The sequence below is a fragment of the Acidovorax sp. genome (assembly GCF_022763525.1).
In the GTDB taxonomy this organism is placed as follows: Bacteria; Pseudomonadota; Gammaproteobacteria; order Burkholderiales; family Burkholderiaceae_C; genus Acidovorax.
Genome location: NZ_JALEGG010000164.1, coordinates 1 through 16,292, shown reverse-complemented (window position 1 = coordinate 16,292; position 16,292 = coordinate 1). Strand labels below are relative to the sequence as shown.

Here is a 16,292-nt window from a genome sequence, read left to right as displayed (position 1 = left end):
TTAATACTCCATAAAATTGATCTAACAGGTGTAATTTTAAAACCAAATATGATTTTAGCTGGATCAGAGTCTGATAATAAAATTAATGGTGATGAAGTTGCAAAACTAACTGTTGAATGTTTAAAAAGCTCAGTCCCATCTGAGGTTCCAGGTGTAGCATTTTTATCAGGTGGTCAATCAGAAATAGAATCTACTGAAAATTTAAATTTAATAAATAAAGTAAATGATACAAACTTTATAATGTCCTATTCTTATGGAAGAGCATTACAACAAAGTGCATTAAAACATTGGGCAAAAGATATAAGCGATATTGAAGGAACTCAAAAAGTATTCAATCATAGAGCAAAAATGAATACTTTAGCTGCACAAGGTAAGTGGTCTAAGGAACTTGAGAACTAATAAAGATAAGTTTATTTACTTAATCTCTCCAAACAAAATATATAAAAATTTTTATAGGGATTTACGAAAAGTTTTAAAAACTAATAAAATAGCTTTTTTTCTGTTAAGGTTAAAAAAAGATAGTTATGATAATAAAATTAAAGTAGCGAAACCACCGGGCCCACCACGATAAGGAACAGGTCATACGAGGGAAACTGGCGGCCCAGGATGCTGACCGAGCCCGAGAGGCCCGGCGCGCGCGGGCCCAGCAGTTCTTCCGGCCCCCATATCCACAACGCTGCGTCCTTGATGACCAGCACGAGCGCGAACGTGGCCAGCAGCTGGAACAGCTCGGGCGCCTTGTAGATGCGGCGCAGCAGCACCACCTCCACCACCGCCCCCAACAAGCCCACGGCCACGGCCGAGAGCAGCAGCGCAGGCCAGAAACCCAGGCCCGTGCCGAGCTTGGCCACCAGCGAGTAGGCGATGTAGATGCCCACCATGAAGAACGAGCCGTGCGCAAAATTGACGATGCGCGTGACGCCAAAGATCAGCGAAAGCCCGGCGCCCACGAGGAACAGGGAGGAGGCCCCCGCCAGACCATTGAGCAGCTGAACGACAAAACTCGAAAAACTCATCGAAGTCTCCGCGGCGCGACCTGCGCACCGCCCACAGCCTATGAAACCGGCGCGGCCTCAGCGAGGCCCGCGGCGCAAGGGCCGCCCCGCCGCGCCGGCGGCGTCCCCCTTCCCAAAGGGTGCAGCCATTCGAGAGAGAGGGGGAAGCGGCGAAGCCGCTCAGGGGGATGCCACTTATTCAGCGCGCAGTTTTTTGACTTCTTCGGCTGTGGGCTGCACCTTCGCGCCGTCCACGTACCGGTAGTCCACCATCACGCCCTTGCCGCCTTCGTTCTTGGTGCGGCCCACGTAGCTGCCCATGGTGGACTGGTTGTCCTCGGGGCGGTACGTGGCGCGGCCAAACGGCGTCATCACTTGCAGGCCCTTGAAGGCCACCACCAGCTTTTCGGTATCGGTGGAGCCAGCCTTTTTGATGCCCTCGGCCAGCGACTTGATGGCGCTGTAGCCGACGACGGAGCCCAGACGCGGGTAGTCGTTGAACTTGCCCTGGTAGGCCGTCTGGAAGGCCTTGTGCTCGGGCGTCTGGATGCCATACCAGGGGTAGCCGGTCACGATCCAGCCATTGGGCGCCTCGTCCTTGAGGGGGTCCATGTACTCGGGCTCGCCGGTCAGCAGACTCACCACCTCGCGGCCCTGGAACAGGCCACGCGTGTTGCCTTCGCGCACGAACTTGGAGAGGTCGGCGCCGAAAAGCACGTTGAAGATCGCGTCAGGCTTGGCATCGGCCAGGGCCTGCACCACGCTGCCCGCATCGACCTTGCCCAGCGGCGGCGCCTGCTCGACGACGAATTCCACATCGGGCTGCGCGGCCTTGAGCAGCTGCTTGAACGTGGCCACGGCGGACTGGCCGTACTCGTAGTTGGGATACACCAGGGCCCAGCGCTTTTTCTTGAGCGCCACCGCGTCCGGCACCATCATGGCCACCTGCATGTAGGTGGAGGCGCGCAGGCGGTAGGTGTAGCGGTTGCCGTTCTGCCAGACGATCTTGTCGGTCAGCGGCTCGCTGGCCAGGAAGAAGAACTTCTTCTGCTTGGCAAAGTCAGTGAGCGCCAGGCCGATGTGCGACAGGAAGGAGCCCGTGAGCACGTCCACCTTCTCGCGCGAGACCAGCTCTTCAGCCACGCGCACGGCGTCGCCGGGGTTCGCGTTGTCGTCGCGGATCACCAGCTGGACCTTCTTGCCCAGCAGGCCGCCCGAGGCATTGATCTCGTCCACCGCCAGCTCCATCCCTTTTTTGTAGGGCTCCAGGAAGGCGGGCTGCGCCTTGTAGCTGTTGATCTCGCCAATCTTGATGACATCCTGTGCGTGCACAGGGGCCAGCGTGAGAGCCAGCGCGGCCGCAGCCGTGGCACGCATGAGGTTTTGTCGCATCGTCATGGAAACACTCCTGAAAGATGGGTGGTGAGAAAACGGTCGGGAAAAAGCGTCGTGCGGGATGGTAGTGGGAGCGGAGCGTCACCGCAGGCCATCCACCCCCTGGATTTCGGAAGCCTGCAACCCGCCAACGCGGGGCAGCGGCCTGCCGCTGTCGGTGACCACGATGGCCACCACGATTTCGTTGGCGCGCGGTGCATCCGCCACGCGCGCCTCCATGGCGTCGAAATGGCTGCGCACGTAAGCGGCATCCTTGTGGCCGAGCGGCACATCGATGGCCGTGCCCAGGCCGCCGATCTTCTTGCTGGACGGCACCAGGGCCGCGCCCTTTTCCACCGCGGCGCGCAGCGGCGCACCCAGCTTGGGATGCAGGATGGCGGCGGCATGCTCCAGCTCGCCCGCCTCGCCCACGATGGCGGCCTTGCCGTAGCTCTGCGCTTGGCCGGGCTCGATGCCCAGGGCCTGCACACAGCGCTGCCCCAGCAAGGCGCCCAGTTCTTCGCCGATGGCGGTCAGCTCGTCCAGGTTCTCCACGTAGCGGCCGGCACAGGGGTTCTCGATCACGGCCATGGCCAGGGCCTTGCGCACGGGTGGCTGGACATCGCGCCCCATCTCCACGCGGACTTCGTCGGTTTGCACAATGATTTTGCGGATCTTGGCGGGCATGTTCTGGTCTCCTTCGGTGGGGTTGTGGGCAGGTCAGCGCAGGCCGTTCCACTGGCTGATGTCCGCCGCCTTGAGGCCGCCCACGCGGGCGTGGATGCGGGCTCCGGTGGACATGGCCAGGATGAAGACGATTTCATCCGACGCGGGCGCGCCCGGCACGCGCACCTCGATGGCGTCGAAGTGGCTGCGCACATAGCTGGCATTGATGTGGGTGAGCGGCACATCGAGCGCGGCGCCAGGGCCACCCACTTTCTTGGTGGAGGGCACGATGGCCAGCGCATTGGCGGGCTGCCCAGTCTTCTCTTCTGCTTTGCCTTGCGCATAGGCGTTGCGGTCGCCCTTCCAGCCCAGCAGCTCGCGCATGGCGTAGCCGCCGGGCACATGCCACAGCGCGCCGTGCTCGAGCTCGCCCCCAGCGCCCACGATGGCGCCCTTGCCGTACGTCTCGATGCGTTCGGCCGGCACGTGCATGGCTTGGAGCAGACGCTGTGCCATATCCAGGCCCACGTCCTGCAGCGCATCCATCATGGGCAGGATGTCGGGCTCGTAGCGGCCGGCATAGGGGTTGGTGAGCACCGCGCCGATCGCGCCGCGCAACGGCGGCACCTCGGCCTGTGGGCCGAATTCGTGCCGGATTTCCTCAACGTGGGTGAAAACGCGCCGTATCTGGATCATGTCGGAACCTGTGAATTCGTTAAGCAAATACTGAACCACCTTCGTTTGCCAATGCTCGGTGCGGCCCCGGCCGGCGCTCTGGCGCTGCACCGGACACGGAGGCGCTCACCGGTGTGGCGGCAAATTGCCCCTGGCAGGCCAGTAGCGCGCACCACAACAATCCCCGAGCCTGCAATTCTTGCGCCTTTTGCAATCCCTGCTGAAGTGCGCGGTGCACCTGGGCCTGGGGCAACGGCGGCACCTCCACAGTGACGGGAATCGCGCCCAGGTCGCTGTTGTCGCGCACCTCCCAGGCAGGCAGACGCGTGATGCGCTCATCGTCCACGTTGACGGCATTCGCCACCATGGTCGCCGCGGCGTCCGCTTCGGCCGCCGTGCGCGCAAGCACCGTCACGCTGTCTGCAATGCCCAGGGACTGGCTGCGCCCGCGCCAACCGCTGGTGGCCACACCCCGCACGGGCAAGGCGGAGTCGATCTGCAGGCGCCCATCCAGCCACAACCCGTCATGCCACCGTGTCGCATCGATGGAGGCGATGTCGCACACCACCCCCACCGAAACCGACCGGCCGGGCGCTAGGTGCAGTGCAATGTCGCCGCCGTTGTTGACCCACGCCCGGGCAACGCCGTCGCAGGCGTAGGCGGCCACGATCTCCTGCGCCACTGCGCCGGCCACGGCCGCCATGGGGGTGATGAAGTCGCCACTGAGCGGGCGGCACGCGCGCCACATGCGCTGCGCCACCGGGCCGCGCAAAGCGCAAGAGGTTGCCGCTGCCCCAATGGGCGTGCGCAGGGCCGGCAACTCGTCCACGAGTTCCTGCAGTAAGGGCGCGAAGCGCTGCCATGCGCGCTCATGCGCCGCAGCCACGGCATGCGCTTCGCCCTCGGCCTGTATGACCAGATCCATGGGGCCATGCTGGAAGTGCCAGCGGCCTCCAGACAGCCGGTTGCGGGTGGCTTGCATGCGTCAGCCCAGCAGCGGGGGCTGGCCCAGGGGCCAGGGGTTGTTCTGCGGCAGCACCTGCCACAGCCGGGCCTGCGGCGCGCCATCGTTGTGCCAGGCGCCGCGCTGCAGCACCTCGGCCAGGCTGCGGATCTGCTCGGTGTGCCCGCCCAGCGCGGCGTAGTCCGCGCGACGCATGCTGAATTCAATGGGGGCTACGATGGCCGGCGTGGGCACGGTGCCAAAGCTGTTGTCGGGCATGCGCAGCACGTCGGCCATCACGGTAATGCCGCCGCCGGGCCACACGTACGCCGGGGCGCCGCCGCAGGTCACATTGACCAGCGCGTTCTTGATGGAGCGCGTGAGGAGCACGGGGTTTTCGGTGACGCCTGCGCGCAGGCTGCCACCTGCACCGCCCAGGAACAGCACCGAGGCGAGCGACGGTTCGCAGTTCTCGCCAATGCGGTCCACAATGCGCCGCACTTCGGGCGGCATCTCCGACTCCACAGGGTGCAGGGCTTCATCCAGCACATACCAGCACGCATGTTCGCCCGTGGTCGATGTCATCAGAAGGCGCAGCCCGGGCCAGGCCACGGCGCTGTCCCAGCCTTCAATGATGGCCAGCGGGTCGGCAATGTCGGTGCCGCCCCAGCCCGTGCCCGGGTTGGCCACCTGGAAGTAGCGGCCCGGTGTGGACTTGCGCCCGCGCATCTGGATGCCCGAGGGTTTCATGTCGAGGCAGCGGCCGGCCTGGTGCTCGGTGAGTACGCCGGTGATGTGGTCGTCCACCACCACGACCTCGTCCACATGGCCGTAGAACTGGCGCGCGAAGATGCCGACGGCCGCGGAGCCGCAGCCCACGCGCATGCGTTGCTCGGCCACGCCATTGACGATGGGCGCTCGCCCTGCCTGAATTACCAGCTGCGACCCGCCGTCGATGGTGAGCTCCACAGCCTGCTTGTTGCCCAGCAACTGCATCATCTCGGCCGTGATGCGGCCTTCCTTCTTGGTACCACCTGTGAGGTGGTGCACGCCGCCCAGCGACAGCATCTGCGACCCGTATTCCGCCGTGGTGACGTGGCCCACCACCTCGCCCTTGCAGCGCACGTTGGCCTGCTCGGAGCCCAGGAAGCGGTCGGTATCGATCTTCACTTTGAAGCTGCAGTAGCTGAAGATGCCTTCGGTGACCACCGTCACCATGTCCACGCCCTGCACCTGCGAGCCCACAATGAACGGGGCGGGCTTGTAGTCGGGATAGGTGGTGGACGAGCCCACGCCTGTGACGAAGACTTCGTCGGCCAGCAGCAGGTCGCCCGACCAGGGCTGAGCTTCCGCGGCTTCGCCGCTTTCGGAGCCCTCTTGCGGCTGCTCGGAGCGGCCAGCGAACGGCACCAGCGTGGCCTCGCCAGCCTCCAGCGTCTTGCGCAGGAGCACCACCGGATCCAGCCGCACCAGCACGCCAGCCTGGTTGGCATAGCGGTCGCAGGCACCGGCGCGGCCTTCCGAGATTTGGCACAGCACCGGACAGGCATTGCACTCCACCTTGGCCGCGTTCATGCGCTCGTTGCGCGGCCGCGCGCGCTCGAGCACCTGCGGCAGATCGGGCATGTCCATGCCCGGAAGCCCGTCGGTCTTGGTGTGTTCAGTCATCGTGGCGGCCCATTCATTGCATGGATGCGGGTGCTTGTATGCGCTTGAGGTTTTGTGTAGCATTCACTTAACTTAAATGTTGTGAACGCTACATTGATCGCGAATGTAGCTCAATCGCAAAGGGTCCGCAATGGTGTTTTTTCGCCCCCCAAAAACGGTGCACAAGGAGCCCCAAAATGACGCACGCGGCAATGCACGCCTGCATTCGGTGCACCCCTCCGGCACAGGCGTGAACAGGGTCAAAGAAGGGCAGCCTTGCAAGATGCGGAACAATGGAGGGTTGCGAGCCACAAGCTTCCGGCCTGGAGGCTGCGTTCCTGGACGTCTCCCGGCCTGCACTTCAGCTGCTTTTTTGTATTTGCTTCCAACTTTTCCATCTAACGCACCATGAGCGCCTTTCTTGACGAACGCGTCCTGACGGTCCATCACTGGACTGACCGTCTCTTCTCCTTCACCACCACGCGCGACACCGCACTGCGCTTCTCCAACGGCCACTTCACAATGATTGGCCTGCGCGGCGAGAACGGCAAACCTCTGCTGCGTGCCTACAGCATCGTGAGCCCCAATTACGAGGAGCACCTGGAGTTTCTGTCCATCAAGGTGCCGGACGGTCCGCTGACCTCGCGCCTGCAGCACATCCAGGTGGGTGACACCATCGTGGTGGGCAAGAAGCCCACCGGTACGCTGCTCATCGACTACCTGTTGCCCGGAAAGCGCCTGTACATGCTCTCCACCGGCACGGGCGTGGCCCCGTTCCTGAGCCTGATCCGTGACCCCGAAACGTACGAGAAATTCGAAGAGGTCGTCCTGGTGCACGGCGTGCGCGAGGTGAAGGAACTGGCCTACCACGACTACATCACCGAGGAGCTGCCAAAGCACGAATTCCTCGGCGAGATGGTGTCCAAACAGCTCAAGTACTACCCCACCGTGACGCGCGAGCCCTTCAAGCACCAGGGCCGCGTCACCACCATCATTGAAAACGGCCAGCTCGCGCGCGACCTGGGCCTGCCGGCGCTCAACCCCGCGGAAGACCGCGTGATGATCTGCGGCAGCCCCGAGATGCTGCGCGACTTGAAGCACATGATGGAAGAGCGCGGCTTCAAGGAAGGCAACACCACGAAGCCGGGCGACTTCGTGATCGAACGCGCCTTCGCGGAGCAGTGACCCCCGGCTGGCCCAAGGATTGATCCAAGAGGCCGGCCCCTCCCCCCCAGGACCCGCCATGTCTGCCATCCCCACCAAGACCCGGACCGCGTCCAGCCGGTCCTCCTCCGCACGCAGGCCCGGAGTCCGGGAGCAGGCCGCACAGGCCACGCGCGACAACATCCTGAAGGCGGCGACCAAGGTGTTCGCGCGCTACGGCTACGAAGGCGGCAGCGTGGAAAAGATCTCCAAGGCGGCCAAGTCCTTCGACCGGATGATCTACTACTACTTCGGTAGCAAGGAAGGCCTGTTCATCGAGGTGCTGGAGGAAACTTACCGGCGCATGAACGACGCCGAGTCCAAGCTGGACCTCGACGCCGCCAAACCCGTCGATGCCTTGCAGGCCGTGATCCGCTTCGTGGTGGGCTACTACCGCAAGAACCCCGAGTTCATCACGCTGCTCAACACCGAGAACCTGCACAAGGGCAAACACATCAGCAAGTCGCTGCGGGCCCGCGAGTACTCCTCTCCCGCCATCGAGGTGATCCGCCGCGTACTGGACAGCGGCCAGGCGCAAGGCCTGTTCCGCAAGGACATCGCCGCGCGCGACGTTTACCTGCTGATTGCCGCCACGGGCTACTTCTACATGTCCAACCGGCACACGCTGTCGGCCTTTCTCGGTGAAGACCTGGAGACGCCCGACGCGCTGGCGCACTGGGAGTCCTTCGTCATCGACACCGTGCTTCGCGCCGTGGCGCCCGGTGCCAGCCTGCCACCCAAAGGCAAAGGGGCCTGAACGATTTCCCGCGGGGTGCCGCGTGGCGCCCCGCCCACCACACCCACGAGGAGAATCCATGGCAGAAGCAGCAGCCGGCGGCAAGTCGGGCAAGGTCGTCATCCAGAACATCGGGCTCTTGCTGTCGGGCGACCTGGACCGGCCCATCCTCGACGCCGACACCATCGTCGTGAATGACGGCCTCATCGTGGCCGTGGGCCGCTACAAGGACTGCGATACCGAACACGCGCAGACCGTGATCGATGCCCGCCAGACCTGCGTGGCGCCGGGTCTCATCGACAGCCACGTCCACCCGGTGTTTGGCGACTGGACGCCGCGCCAGAACCAGATCGGCTGGATCGACTCGACCATGAACGGCGGCGTGACGACCATGATCTCGGCTGGCGAGGTGCACCTGCCCGGTCGCCCCAAAGACATCGTTGGCTTGAAGGCCCTGGCCATCACCGCCCAGCGTGCGTTCGACAACTTCCGCCCCGGCGGCGTGAAGGTGATTGCAGGCGCCCCGGTCATCGAGAAGGGTATGACCGAGCAGGACTTTAAGGACCTGGCCGAGGCCGGCGTGAAGCTGCTGGGCGAAGTGGGCCTGGGCTCCGTGAAGGCAGGCTATGAGGCCCAACAGATGGTGGCCTGGGCGCGCAAGCATGGCATCCAGAGCACCATCCACACAGGCGGCCCGTCCATTCCGGGCTCGGGCCTGATCGACAAGGACGTGGTGCTGGAGGCAGACGCCGACGTGATCGGCCACATCAACGGCGGCCACACCGCCCTGCCCTGGAAGCACGTGTGCGAGCTGTGCGAGAAGTCATCCCGCGCGATCGAGCTGGTGCACAACGGCAACGAGAAGATCGCCATCCAGGCCGCGCGCGCGGCCATGGAGCTCAAGTGCCCGCACCGCGTGATCCTGGGCACCGACGGCCCTGCGGGCTCGGGCGTGCAGCCGCTGGGCATGCTGCGCATGATTGCACTGCTGTCGAGCTTTGCCGACATCCCTGCCCAGCTGGTGTTCTGCTTTGCCACGGGCAACACCGCGCGCATTCGGGGCTTGAACTGCGGCCTGGTCGAAGTGGGCCGCGCTGCGGACTTCGTCTTCATGGACCGCGCCCAGCACACCGCTGGCGCCACGCTGCTGGAAAGCGTTCAGCTGGGCGACATCCCCGGCATTGGCATGGTGATGATTGATGGCATCGTGCGCTGCGGGCGCAGCCGCAACACGCCGCCAGCCACCGAGATTCCCGTCATGCTGTAGCCGGCCAGCCGCCGGCCACTCGCAGAAAAGCCCCGCTGACTGCACGCCAGCGGGGCTTTTTGCCTGCCTTACCAGGGCAGCTTCAATACGTGTCTGCCACGCGCACGGCGCCGGGCTGTGCGCGCGGATAAGGCTCTTCGGCGCGCACGGCAGCACCATCGTCCACGCGGAAGCCTTTGCCCTGCAGCACCACGGGTGTGCCCACGGCCGTCGGCTGGGAGCGTGTGAACCGGCGTACCGAACCGTCCTCCATGCGCACCGCAATCTGGTAGACCGTTTGCGTGCGCGTTCGCTCTTCCACCTTGTGGCCCACATAGCCGCCGCCGACGGCGCCCAGGACGGTAGCGGCGGCGCGGCCTGAGCCCTTGCCCACCTGGTTACCGACAACCGCGCCCAGCACACCGCCCGCCACCGCGCCCACGCCCGTGGCCGGGGCTGCCTGCTCCACAGCCTGGACCGATTCCACACGCCCGCAGGTGGAGCACAGTGGAGCCTGCGCAGCCGTGCGCTGCGACAGCTGCGGTTGCGGCGACCGCGTCGCGTACGTCTGCTGCAGAGGCTGCGCTGGGGCTGGCCGGGGCGCCGCAGAGTGCGCTTCGCTATTCATAGCAACATTGCCATACCGGGATTGCGCTGGGGGGCTTTTTTCCTCGATTCCAGCCGGCACGGCCGAGACTGCCGCAGCAGGTGCGGCCACCGCAGGACCCACCGCCGTGGGCGCGGAGCTGGCGGTGTTCTGCAGCACCAAGGTCGTGCCCAGCGCCACCACGCTGACTCCCAGCACACCGATGGCGGCCCACAGCCATTTGAGAGAAGGACCCGAGGAAACACTGTAGGGAGCGGCCGCCAAGGCTTGCCGAGAAGACGATGGAACGATGAGGCTCATGATTTTTCTCCGAAAGATCCAGGTGCACCAACACAACGCTGGACAACCAACTGCAGAGTACCGTCCCCCACCCCAGAGACGGGCTCAAGCCCTGTAAATGACGTAAGCAGCTGTTTGCGATACCAACTGCGTCACCCGTGCGCCGTTGCGATGCGGCAGACTGGCACGCCGGGCAATCGCAAAGGGAGACCGCTGCCATGGACGCCACGGCTGCACAGGTACGCATCGGAGTCTCCGGCTGGCGCTACGCGCCCTGGCGCAGCGGCTTCTATCCGCCAGGGCTGGCACAGGTTCGGGAACTTGCCTTTGCAGCGCGCCAGTTTCCAGCCATTGAGCTGAACGGCTCGTTTTATTCGCTGCAGCGGCCCTCAAGCTACCAGCGCTGGGCGGCAGAGACGCCCGACGGGTTTGTCTTTGCGGTGAAAGCGCCGCGCTACATCACCCACGTCTTGCGCCTGCGGAATGCACAACAGGCCCTGGCCAACTTTCTGGCCTCCGGTGTGCTGGCCCTGGGGGCCAAGCTGGGGCCGGTGTTGTGGCAGTTGCCTCCGAGCCTGGCGTTTGATGAGCCTCTGCTCGACACCTTTCTGGAACAGTTGCCCCGCGACACCGGCGCCGCGCTGACGCTGGCCAGATCGCGCGAACCCGAGCGCACGCAAGGCCGAGAATGGCTGGAGCCCGTGGAGCCCTGGCGCCTGCGCCATGCGCTGGAGGTCCGCCATCCCAGTTTTTGCCAGCCGCGTACCGTGGCGCTGCTGCGCCGGCACGGTGTCGCGCTGGTGGTGGCCGACGCTCCCGGCGAGTGGCCCGAGGTGGGCGACATCACCGCGGACTTCATGTACCTGCGCCTGCACGGAGCGCAGCAGCTTTACGCCAGCGGCTACACCGCATCGCAGCTTGCTGCATGGGCTGAGCGCATACGTGCCTGGGCCGCGGGCAGTGCACCGCAGGACGTGCGCCGCCTGTCTGATGTACCTCTGCCAAGCCATGGGCCGCGCAACGTGTTCTGCTTCTTCGACAACACTGGCGAAAGCCATGCGCCGCGCGATGCCCTGGCGCTGGCGCGGCGGCTGGCGCTGGATGAGCAATTGCGCATTCGCTGCTGATGTTGACTGTCTGTTTTATGGTCAAGCGCAAGGCACTATGGGACCGACGCGGAGGGCGCCGCAGCAGCGGCGTTACGTGGCGGATGCCGGCCGAAGCCCGCCTCGTTCAAAGCGCGAGCACAACTGGCGGAGAACAGCAACACCGCGGACGAAAAATAGATCCACATCAGCAGCACGACCAGCGAGCCGGCCGCACCGTAGGCCGACACCACCGCCGCTGTCGACAGATACCAAGCCAGCAGCTGTTTCCCGACAGTGAACAGCATGGCACCCACCACGGCCCCGGCCACCAGGTATCGCAATGGTGGCTTGGGACCCGCGCCGATGCGCATCAACCCTACGAACAGCGCCACCGCGAAACCGAACGCGACCGCCTCATTGAGCACCTGCATGGTAGGCGCCAGCGGCGCCAAGGCATGGCGCGAGCCCGCCCAGCCTGAAAATAGGTGGATCAAGGTGCTCAATGCGAGCGACACCAGCAACAGAAATCCCAGCGCCAGCACGTAGGCGAGGCCTCGAAGGCGCAGCGATGCCATGCGCCACCACGCCGCTTGCGGCGGCGCCGGGCTTTTACCCCGCCACAGATGTTCCAGCGCTCCTTGCAGTTCCACGAAGACGCCCGTGGCACCCGAGATCAGCACCGCAAATCCTGCCAGCGACGCTAGCCGGCCTTCGGAGGGTTCCTGCGCACTGGCTAGCGCCTGGCGCACCACCTCGGCCACTTGCTGGCCCATCACACTCTGTACCTGCGCAATGAGATTGCTTTCAAGGTACGTGCGGTCCATCCACCAGCCAAGCACTCCCACGACCAGCAAGAGCAGGGGCGCCAGGCTCAGCATCCCGTAGAACGACATCGCGGCGCTCATGCGCAAGCCATCGGCGTCGAGCCAGAGTTGGAGAGCGCGCCAGAACGGCTGAAGCCATGCCCACAAGGGCTGCGCGAAAGTCTGGAGGCGACGGACCGCCGGTGGGAAGGTCATGAAGTCCAGCTTATCGGCCCCTCCAAGGCGCGTCGAGCCGCGCATCGCTGCGATGAAAGTAGGCTCAAGCTGACACTTCCGGCAGCCGGTGCAGGCGAACTTGCGCTGTCCGCCGCGCTGCGCCCCATTCGACGTTGCCGCGGAGGGGCCATACGGTGTTGCACAGGTGACGGAAATCGCCGCACATCCGCGCATACTTGCCGCAGTGACGCCAACCCCTCAGACCTGGCGCATCTGGAGCATGCACGTCCATCGCGATGGCGTATCAATGCAATCTCCAATGGATTCTGAACAGGTCGTAGCCCCAGGAGATGCCGATGAACCCCAAAGCCCTGAGCCACCTGCGCACCGCGCTGCAACGCCATGTCGACCAAGGCTTGTGGCCTGGCGCGGTCGCGCTGGTGCACCACCGAGGGCAAACCGTGTTGCACGAGGCAGTGGGCTCGCTGCGGCCTGGAGGGGGTTCGCCTCCCATGGCCACGGATTCCGTGTTCCGGATTTATTCGATGACCAAACCCATTGCCTCGCTGGCGGCACTGATGCTGATGGAAGAGGGGCGTCTGCTGCTGTCGCTGCCGGTTTCACATTACCTGCCGGCTTTCGCGAACCAACGGGTTTACGGCGAAGCCGCAGGCACCCTCACCCCCGTCACGCAAGAAGCCACGGTGTACGACCTGCTGCGGCACACGGCCGGGCTGAGCTACGCGTGGGAGGCGGGCAGGGTGCCCGACCAGTACCGGGCGGCGCGCGTGGGCTCGCGTCGCCACAGCAATGCCGAGCTCGCTCGCGCTCTGGGACCGCTGCCCCTGAGCCACCAGCCGGGCAGATGTTGGGAATACAGCCGCGCCACGGACGTGCTGGGTGCAGTGCTGGAGGTAGTCGAAGGGGACTCCCTGGGGGCCATCCTCCAGCGGCGCGTCTTGGATCCTCTGGGCATGCACGAAACCGGATTCCACGTGGCAGCGGCGCAGTTGCACCGCGTGGCGGAGCCTTTCCTCAAGGACCCGCAGACCGGCGCCGCCGTGAGCTTGATCGACCCGGCCGAGCCGCCGGTGTTCGAATCCGCGGGCGGGGGACTCATTTCCACTGCCGCAGACTACGCGCGCTTTCTGCAACTGATGCTGGGGCGGGGCACTGCGCCAAGTGCCGACGGACCGGTGCGCCTGGTCAGCCGCGCCACGGTCGACTTCATGACAGCCGACCACCTGGGCGGCCTCCCGACGGCCGGCGGTATTCTGCCCGTCGGCTATGGCTTTGGCCTGGGTGTGGCGGTGCGCAAGGCCACCGGTCTTGCCACCTGCCCTGGCTCCGCCGGAACCTACAGCTGGAGCGGCATGGCGGGCACGTTCTTCTTTGTGGACCCCAGCGAGGAGCTTTTTGCCATCTTGCTCACGCAGGCACCTGGACAGCTGGGCTACCTGTGCGAGCTTTTTCCTGCGTTGGTCTATGCCGCACTCTGAGGTGGAAATTGACCAGCCCCATGATTGGCGGGGCGGCTGGTCTGGCTGGGAAGGGTGAAAGACGGGCGCTTTACACTCCGTCACCAGAGTGCAGGCCTCCAATCGGAACGGGTCTGTCAGCAGGCGCACATTCACCCCTTTTTTGCGCGCCTGCATGTACACAGGACACACCATTTATGCAGATTCGCTGCGCCTTGGTCGGCATGCCCGGCTCAGGCAAATCCACCATCGGCCGGCAGCTGGCGCACCGGGCGGGGGTACCTTTCATCGACCTTGACCACCGTCTCGAACAAACCCTGGGCACCACCATTCGCAGCTTTTTCGAGGCTGAGGGCGAGGCCCGCTTCCGCGACTTGGAAGCGCAAGCCCTCGCCGAAGTGACCCAGCAGCCCGGCGGTATGGTTTTGTCCACGGGCGGTGGCGCGGTGCTGCGTGCCGACAACCGCGAAGCCCTGCGGCGGTTTGGCAATGTGCTCTACCTGCGTGCGTCGCCCGAAGAAATCTACAGGCGCGTCAAGCACGACAGGACGCGCCCTCTGCTACAAGGCGGCAACCCGCTGGATAAGCTGCGCGACCTCTACACGCAGCGTGACGGCCTGTACCGAGAGACCGCGCACTATGTCATCGAAACAGGCCGCCCCACCGTGCACACGCTGGTCAACATGATCATGATGCAGCTGGAAATGGCGGCGGCCGGGGCGCAGGGATAGAGCGCGCGGATGGTCTGGGCCGGTGGTAGAGCCCTGCGCCGTGCCACTGCAGAGACAAGAGCTCGTTTGCCTTCTGGCGCTTGACTGGCAAGCGCATGAAGCTATCATTTTGATAGTTAGTATCGGTACCTCACGTAGAAGCTCTTTTAGCTAGGGCCAGAGCCCGGCCGCCCAGGTGCGGGGCTAAGGCTCGCTTCCTCGACGGCAGGCCAAGGCGCTGAGCCCGAGACCAGCTTCGCGGGCGCAACCAGCGCCGTACACTGGCTTGCCCGTGTGGCATTGCGCCATACGAACGTTTTTCAATCAGCACCTGTCGCCCGACTTCCTCATGCCCCACGCCTCCTTGCCCCTACAACCCGCACAGTGCCCCATCTGCGGCCAGGCAAACCTGTGTGCGATGGCGAACGGTCGGCCAGCCGAGCAATGCTGGTGCATGCAGCAAGGCATCAACCCTCAAGCATTGCAGGAGCTGCCCCTCGCGGCGCGCGGTACCGTTTGTATCTGCCGCACCTGCGCTCAACAGGCGCCTCACGATCCACGCAACGGGGCCGTTTGAGCGCCGATATGATCGATCCGTTTTTTTGAAGGAAACTGAATATGCCGACGTACCACATTGAAATGATGGAAGGCCGCACGGTCGAACAAAAGAAAAAGCTGGTGGAGGAGATCACCCGCGTATCCGTCGAGATCCTGGGCGGTTCGCCCGAGTCGGTGGACATCCTGATCACCGACGTGAAGCGCGAGAACTGGGCTACCGGTGGCAAGCTGTGGTTGGAGCGCAGCTGAGCTGAGCCACCGCGGGTTCGCAGCGCTGCGCCGCCCAGCCCCCAGGCTTGCGCGGCTTCGAACAGGGATTCGCAGAATCTTTGGATGCGGTTGCGTCAATCCGCGGATGAGAGGCACCCCCTTAGTTTCGGCGTTCGTAGGCGGATGATCACTCGCGCCACGGCGGGTGACTCTGCCTGTGCGGGGCCCGTGAGGTACGCCTGCAGTGCCGGGTAATTGCAGCGGGTGGCAACGCTAGCTCGTCGTGTCCCGCTCCCAGCGCATTGAAAAGGAGCAGATCATCTTCGTCTGTGCTCCAGTTGATGCCGGAGTTGGGGTCTCAGCCTCCGCGCGCTAAGGGTAGAGGGGGGAGAAGACGTCCAAAGGAACGCGTTCGGCCCAGCCTCCACCCCCATTGGGTACGGAGGATCTGAAGCGGTTGATACCTGTGGTTCGATCTCTATCAGCTATTTTCTGGTGGTGCCGGCTGGCCGCCACCGAGCGGTAGTCTTCCGTTGACCGTCTATCAAAAGGACCGAAGCCATCATGTGCCAATTGCTCGGTATGAACTGCAACACCCCGACTGACATTACGTTCAGCTTCACAGGTTTTGCCAAAAGGGGCGGCAAAACTGACCATCACAGCGACGGCTGGGGCATCGCCTTTTTCGAAGGCCGAGGGCTGCGGCACTACGTGGACCATCTGCCTGCGGCTGACTCCCCGGTGGCTGAGCTGATTCGCCACTACCCGATCAAGAGCGAGAACGTAATCGCTCACATCCGCAAAGCCACGCAAGGGGTTGTCAGCCTTCAGAATTGCCATCCCTTTGTGCGCGAACTTTGGGGGCGCTACTGGGTTTTTGCTCACAACGGGGATCTC

Annotated in this window: 17 protein-coding genes and 1 pseudogene; 10 read left to right on the top strand and 8 right to left on the bottom strand. The window is 64.0% G+C overall.

Going from position 1 to position 16,292, the window contains the following annotated elements; all coding sequences use genetic code 11:
• Positions 1–399 (top strand): class I fructose-bisphosphate aldolase (locus MRY84_RS12830; RefSeq protein ID WP_291506111.1); only part of this gene is annotated, 399 nt, incomplete at its 5' end.
• Between the two features lie 149 nt (positions 400–548).
• Here MRY84_RS12830 and MRY84_RS12825 read toward each other — a convergent pair.
• The 6 genes and pseudogenes from MRY84_RS12825 to MRY84_RS12800 all read right to left on the bottom strand — a co-directional run.
• Positions 549–1,016, bottom strand: a pseudogene (locus MRY84_RS12825) (branched-chain amino acid ABC transporter permease); the annotation flags it as partial.
• 174 nt (positions 1,017–1,190) lie between these two features.
• Positions 1,191–2,393 carry an ABC transporter substrate-binding protein gene (locus tag MRY84_RS12820; protein ID WP_291506110.1) on the bottom strand — a complete coding sequence of 401 codons (1,203 nt, stop codon included), beginning with the start codon at positions 2,391–2,393 and terminating at the stop codon, positions 1,191–1,193.
• A gap of 78 nt (positions 2,394–2,471) precedes the next feature.
• Positions 2,472–3,056, bottom strand: a complete 585-nt coding sequence (locus tag MRY84_RS12815) for an amino acid synthesis family protein (RefSeq protein ID WP_291506109.1) — start codon at positions 3,054–3,056, stop codon at positions 2,472–2,474.
• A gap of 33 nt (positions 3,057–3,089) precedes the next feature.
• Positions 3,090–3,731: an amino acid synthesis family protein gene (locus MRY84_RS12810; protein WP_291506108.1), complete on the bottom strand. Its 642-nt coding sequence runs from the start codon at positions 3,729–3,731 to the stop codon at positions 3,090–3,092.
• Positions 3,732–3,750: 19 nt separating this feature from the next.
• On the bottom strand, positions 3,751–4,692 hold the full coding sequence (locus tag MRY84_RS12805) for a UPF0280 family protein (protein ID WP_291506107.1): 942 nt from the start codon (positions 4,690–4,692) through the stop codon (positions 3,751–3,753).
• Between the two features lie 3 nt (positions 4,693–4,695).
• Positions 4,696–6,321, bottom strand: coding sequence for a 6-hydroxynicotinate reductase (locus tag MRY84_RS12800; protein WP_291506106.1), 1,626 nt, complete (start codon positions 6,319–6,321; stop codon positions 4,696–4,698).
• Between the two features lie 387 nt (positions 6,322–6,708).
• Here MRY84_RS12800 and MRY84_RS12795 point away from each other — a divergent pair, with 387 nt between their 5' ends.
• The 3 genes from MRY84_RS12795 to MRY84_RS12785 are packed head-to-tail and all read left to right on the top strand — an operon-like array spanning position 6,709 to position 9,506.
• Positions 6,709–7,485 (top strand): ferredoxin--NADP reductase, encoded by a 777-nt coding sequence (locus MRY84_RS12795; RefSeq protein WP_291506105.1) that lies wholly within the window; start codon positions 6,709–6,711, stop codon positions 7,483–7,485.
• A 58-nt stretch (positions 7,486–7,543) separates the two neighbouring features.
• Positions 7,544–8,260, top strand: coding sequence for a TetR/AcrR family transcriptional regulator (locus MRY84_RS12790; protein ID WP_291506104.1), 717 nt, complete (start codon positions 7,544–7,546; stop codon positions 8,258–8,260).
• 58 nt (positions 8,261–8,318) lie between these two features.
• On the top strand, positions 8,319–9,506 hold the full coding sequence (locus tag MRY84_RS12785) for an amidohydrolase family protein (RefSeq protein WP_291506103.1): 1,188 nt from the start codon (positions 8,319–8,321) through the stop codon (positions 9,504–9,506).
• A gap of 82 nt (positions 9,507–9,588) precedes the next feature.
• Here the strand turns inward: MRY84_RS12785 and MRY84_RS12780 are convergent, their stop codons facing one another.
• Complete coding sequence (locus MRY84_RS12780) at positions 9,589–10,392, bottom strand: glycine zipper 2TM domain-containing protein (protein WP_291506102.1); 804 nt, start codon at positions 10,390–10,392, stop codon at positions 9,589–9,591.
• 197 nt (positions 10,393–10,589) lie between these two features.
• On the opposite strand from MRY84_RS12780, the gene MRY84_RS12775 reads away from it, so the two are divergent.
• The gene (locus tag MRY84_RS12775) at positions 10,590–11,498 is read left to right on the top strand and encodes a DUF72 domain-containing protein (RefSeq protein WP_291506101.1); all 909 of its coding nucleotides are present in this window, start codon (positions 10,590–10,592) and stop codon (positions 11,496–11,498) included.
• A gap of 35 nt (positions 11,499–11,533) precedes the next feature.
• On the opposite strand, the gene MRY84_RS12770 is transcribed toward MRY84_RS12775, so the two are convergent.
• Entirely contained in the window at positions 11,534–12,478 is a 945-nt protein-coding gene (locus tag MRY84_RS12770; protein WP_291506100.1) for a YihY/virulence factor BrkB family protein, read from the bottom strand.
• Positions 12,479–12,795: 317 nt separating this feature from the next.
• On the opposite strand from MRY84_RS12770, the gene MRY84_RS12765 reads away from it, so the two are divergent.
• From MRY84_RS12765 to MRY84_RS12745, 5 genes are all read left to right on the top strand, one after another.
• Positions 12,796–13,938: a serine hydrolase domain-containing protein gene (locus tag MRY84_RS12765; RefSeq protein ID WP_291506099.1), complete on the top strand. Its 1,143-nt coding sequence runs from the start codon at positions 12,796–12,798 to the stop codon at positions 13,936–13,938.
• A 176-nt stretch (positions 13,939–14,114) separates the two neighbouring features.
• Entirely contained in the window at positions 14,115–14,648 is a 534-nt protein-coding gene (locus MRY84_RS12760) for a shikimate kinase (RefSeq protein WP_291506098.1), read from the top strand.
• Positions 14,649–14,976: 328 nt separating this feature from the next.
• Positions 14,977–15,204 carry a cysteine-rich CWC family protein gene (locus MRY84_RS12755; RefSeq protein WP_291506097.1) on the top strand — a complete coding sequence of 76 codons (228 nt, stop codon included), beginning with the start codon at positions 14,977–14,979 and terminating at the stop codon, positions 15,202–15,204.
• A gap of 41 nt (positions 15,205–15,245) precedes the next feature.
• Positions 15,246–15,434 (top strand): 4-oxalocrotonate tautomerase, encoded by a 189-nt coding sequence (locus tag MRY84_RS12750; RefSeq protein ID WP_291506096.1) that lies wholly within the window; start codon positions 15,246–15,248, stop codon positions 15,432–15,434.
• 525 nt (positions 15,435–15,959) lie between these two features.
• Positions 15,960–16,292 (top strand): class II glutamine amidotransferase (locus MRY84_RS12745; RefSeq protein ID WP_291506095.1); only part of this gene is annotated, 333 nt, incomplete at its 3' end.

What these genes read in the sequence shown, in the direction of transcription:
- MRY84_RS12815 (WP_291506109.1), bottom strand. Translation starts at nt 3,056, where the DNA reads ATGCCCGCCAAGATCCGCAAAATCATTGTGCAAACCGACGAAGTCCGC.
- MRY84_RS12780 (WP_291506102.1), bottom strand. Translation starts at nt 10,392, where the DNA reads ATGAGCCTCATCGTTCCATCGTCTTCTCGGCAAGCCTTGGCGGCCGCT.
- MRY84_RS12795 (WP_291506105.1), top strand. Translation starts at nt 6,709, where the DNA reads ATGAGCGCCTTTCTTGACGAACGCGTCCTGACGGTCCATCACTGGACT.
- MRY84_RS12820 (WP_291506110.1), bottom strand. Translation starts at nt 2,393, where the DNA reads ATGACGATGCGACAAAACCTCATGCGTGCCACGGCTGCGGCCGCGCTG.
- MRY84_RS12800 (WP_291506106.1), bottom strand. Translation starts at nt 6,321, where the DNA reads ATGACTGAACACACCAAGACCGACGGGCTTCCGGGCATGGACATGCCC.
- MRY84_RS12790 (WP_291506104.1), top strand. Translation starts at nt 7,544, where the DNA reads ATGTCTGCCATCCCCACCAAGACCCGGACCGCGTCCAGCCGGTCCTCC.
- MRY84_RS12760 (WP_291506098.1), top strand. Translation starts at nt 14,115, where the DNA reads ATGCAGATTCGCTGCGCCTTGGTCGGCATGCCCGGCTCAGGCAAATCC.
- MRY84_RS12765 (WP_291506099.1), top strand. Translation starts at nt 12,796, where the DNA reads ATGAACCCCAAAGCCCTGAGCCACCTGCGCACCGCGCTGCAACGCCAT.
- MRY84_RS12770 (WP_291506100.1), bottom strand. Translation starts at nt 12,478, where the DNA reads ATGACCTTCCCACCGGCGGTCCGTCGCCTCCAGACTTTCGCGCAGCCC.
- MRY84_RS12805 (WP_291506107.1), bottom strand. Translation starts at nt 4,692, where the DNA reads ATGCAAGCCACCCGCAACCGGCTGTCTGGAGGCCGCTGGCACTTCCAG.
- MRY84_RS12810 (WP_291506108.1), bottom strand. Translation starts at nt 3,731, where the DNA reads ATGATCCAGATACGGCGCGTTTTCACCCACGTTGAGGAAATCCGGCAC.
- MRY84_RS12775 (WP_291506101.1), top strand. Translation starts at nt 10,590, where the DNA reads ATGGACGCCACGGCTGCACAGGTACGCATCGGAGTCTCCGGCTGGCGC.
- MRY84_RS12750 (WP_291506096.1), top strand. Translation starts at nt 15,246, where the DNA reads ATGCCGACGTACCACATTGAAATGATGGAAGGCCGCACGGTCGAACAA.
- MRY84_RS12785 (WP_291506103.1), top strand. Translation starts at nt 8,319, where the DNA reads ATGGCAGAAGCAGCAGCCGGCGGCAAGTCGGGCAAGGTCGTCATCCAG.
- MRY84_RS12755 (WP_291506097.1), top strand. Translation starts at nt 14,977, where the DNA reads ATGCCCCACGCCTCCTTGCCCCTACAACCCGCACAGTGCCCCATCTGC.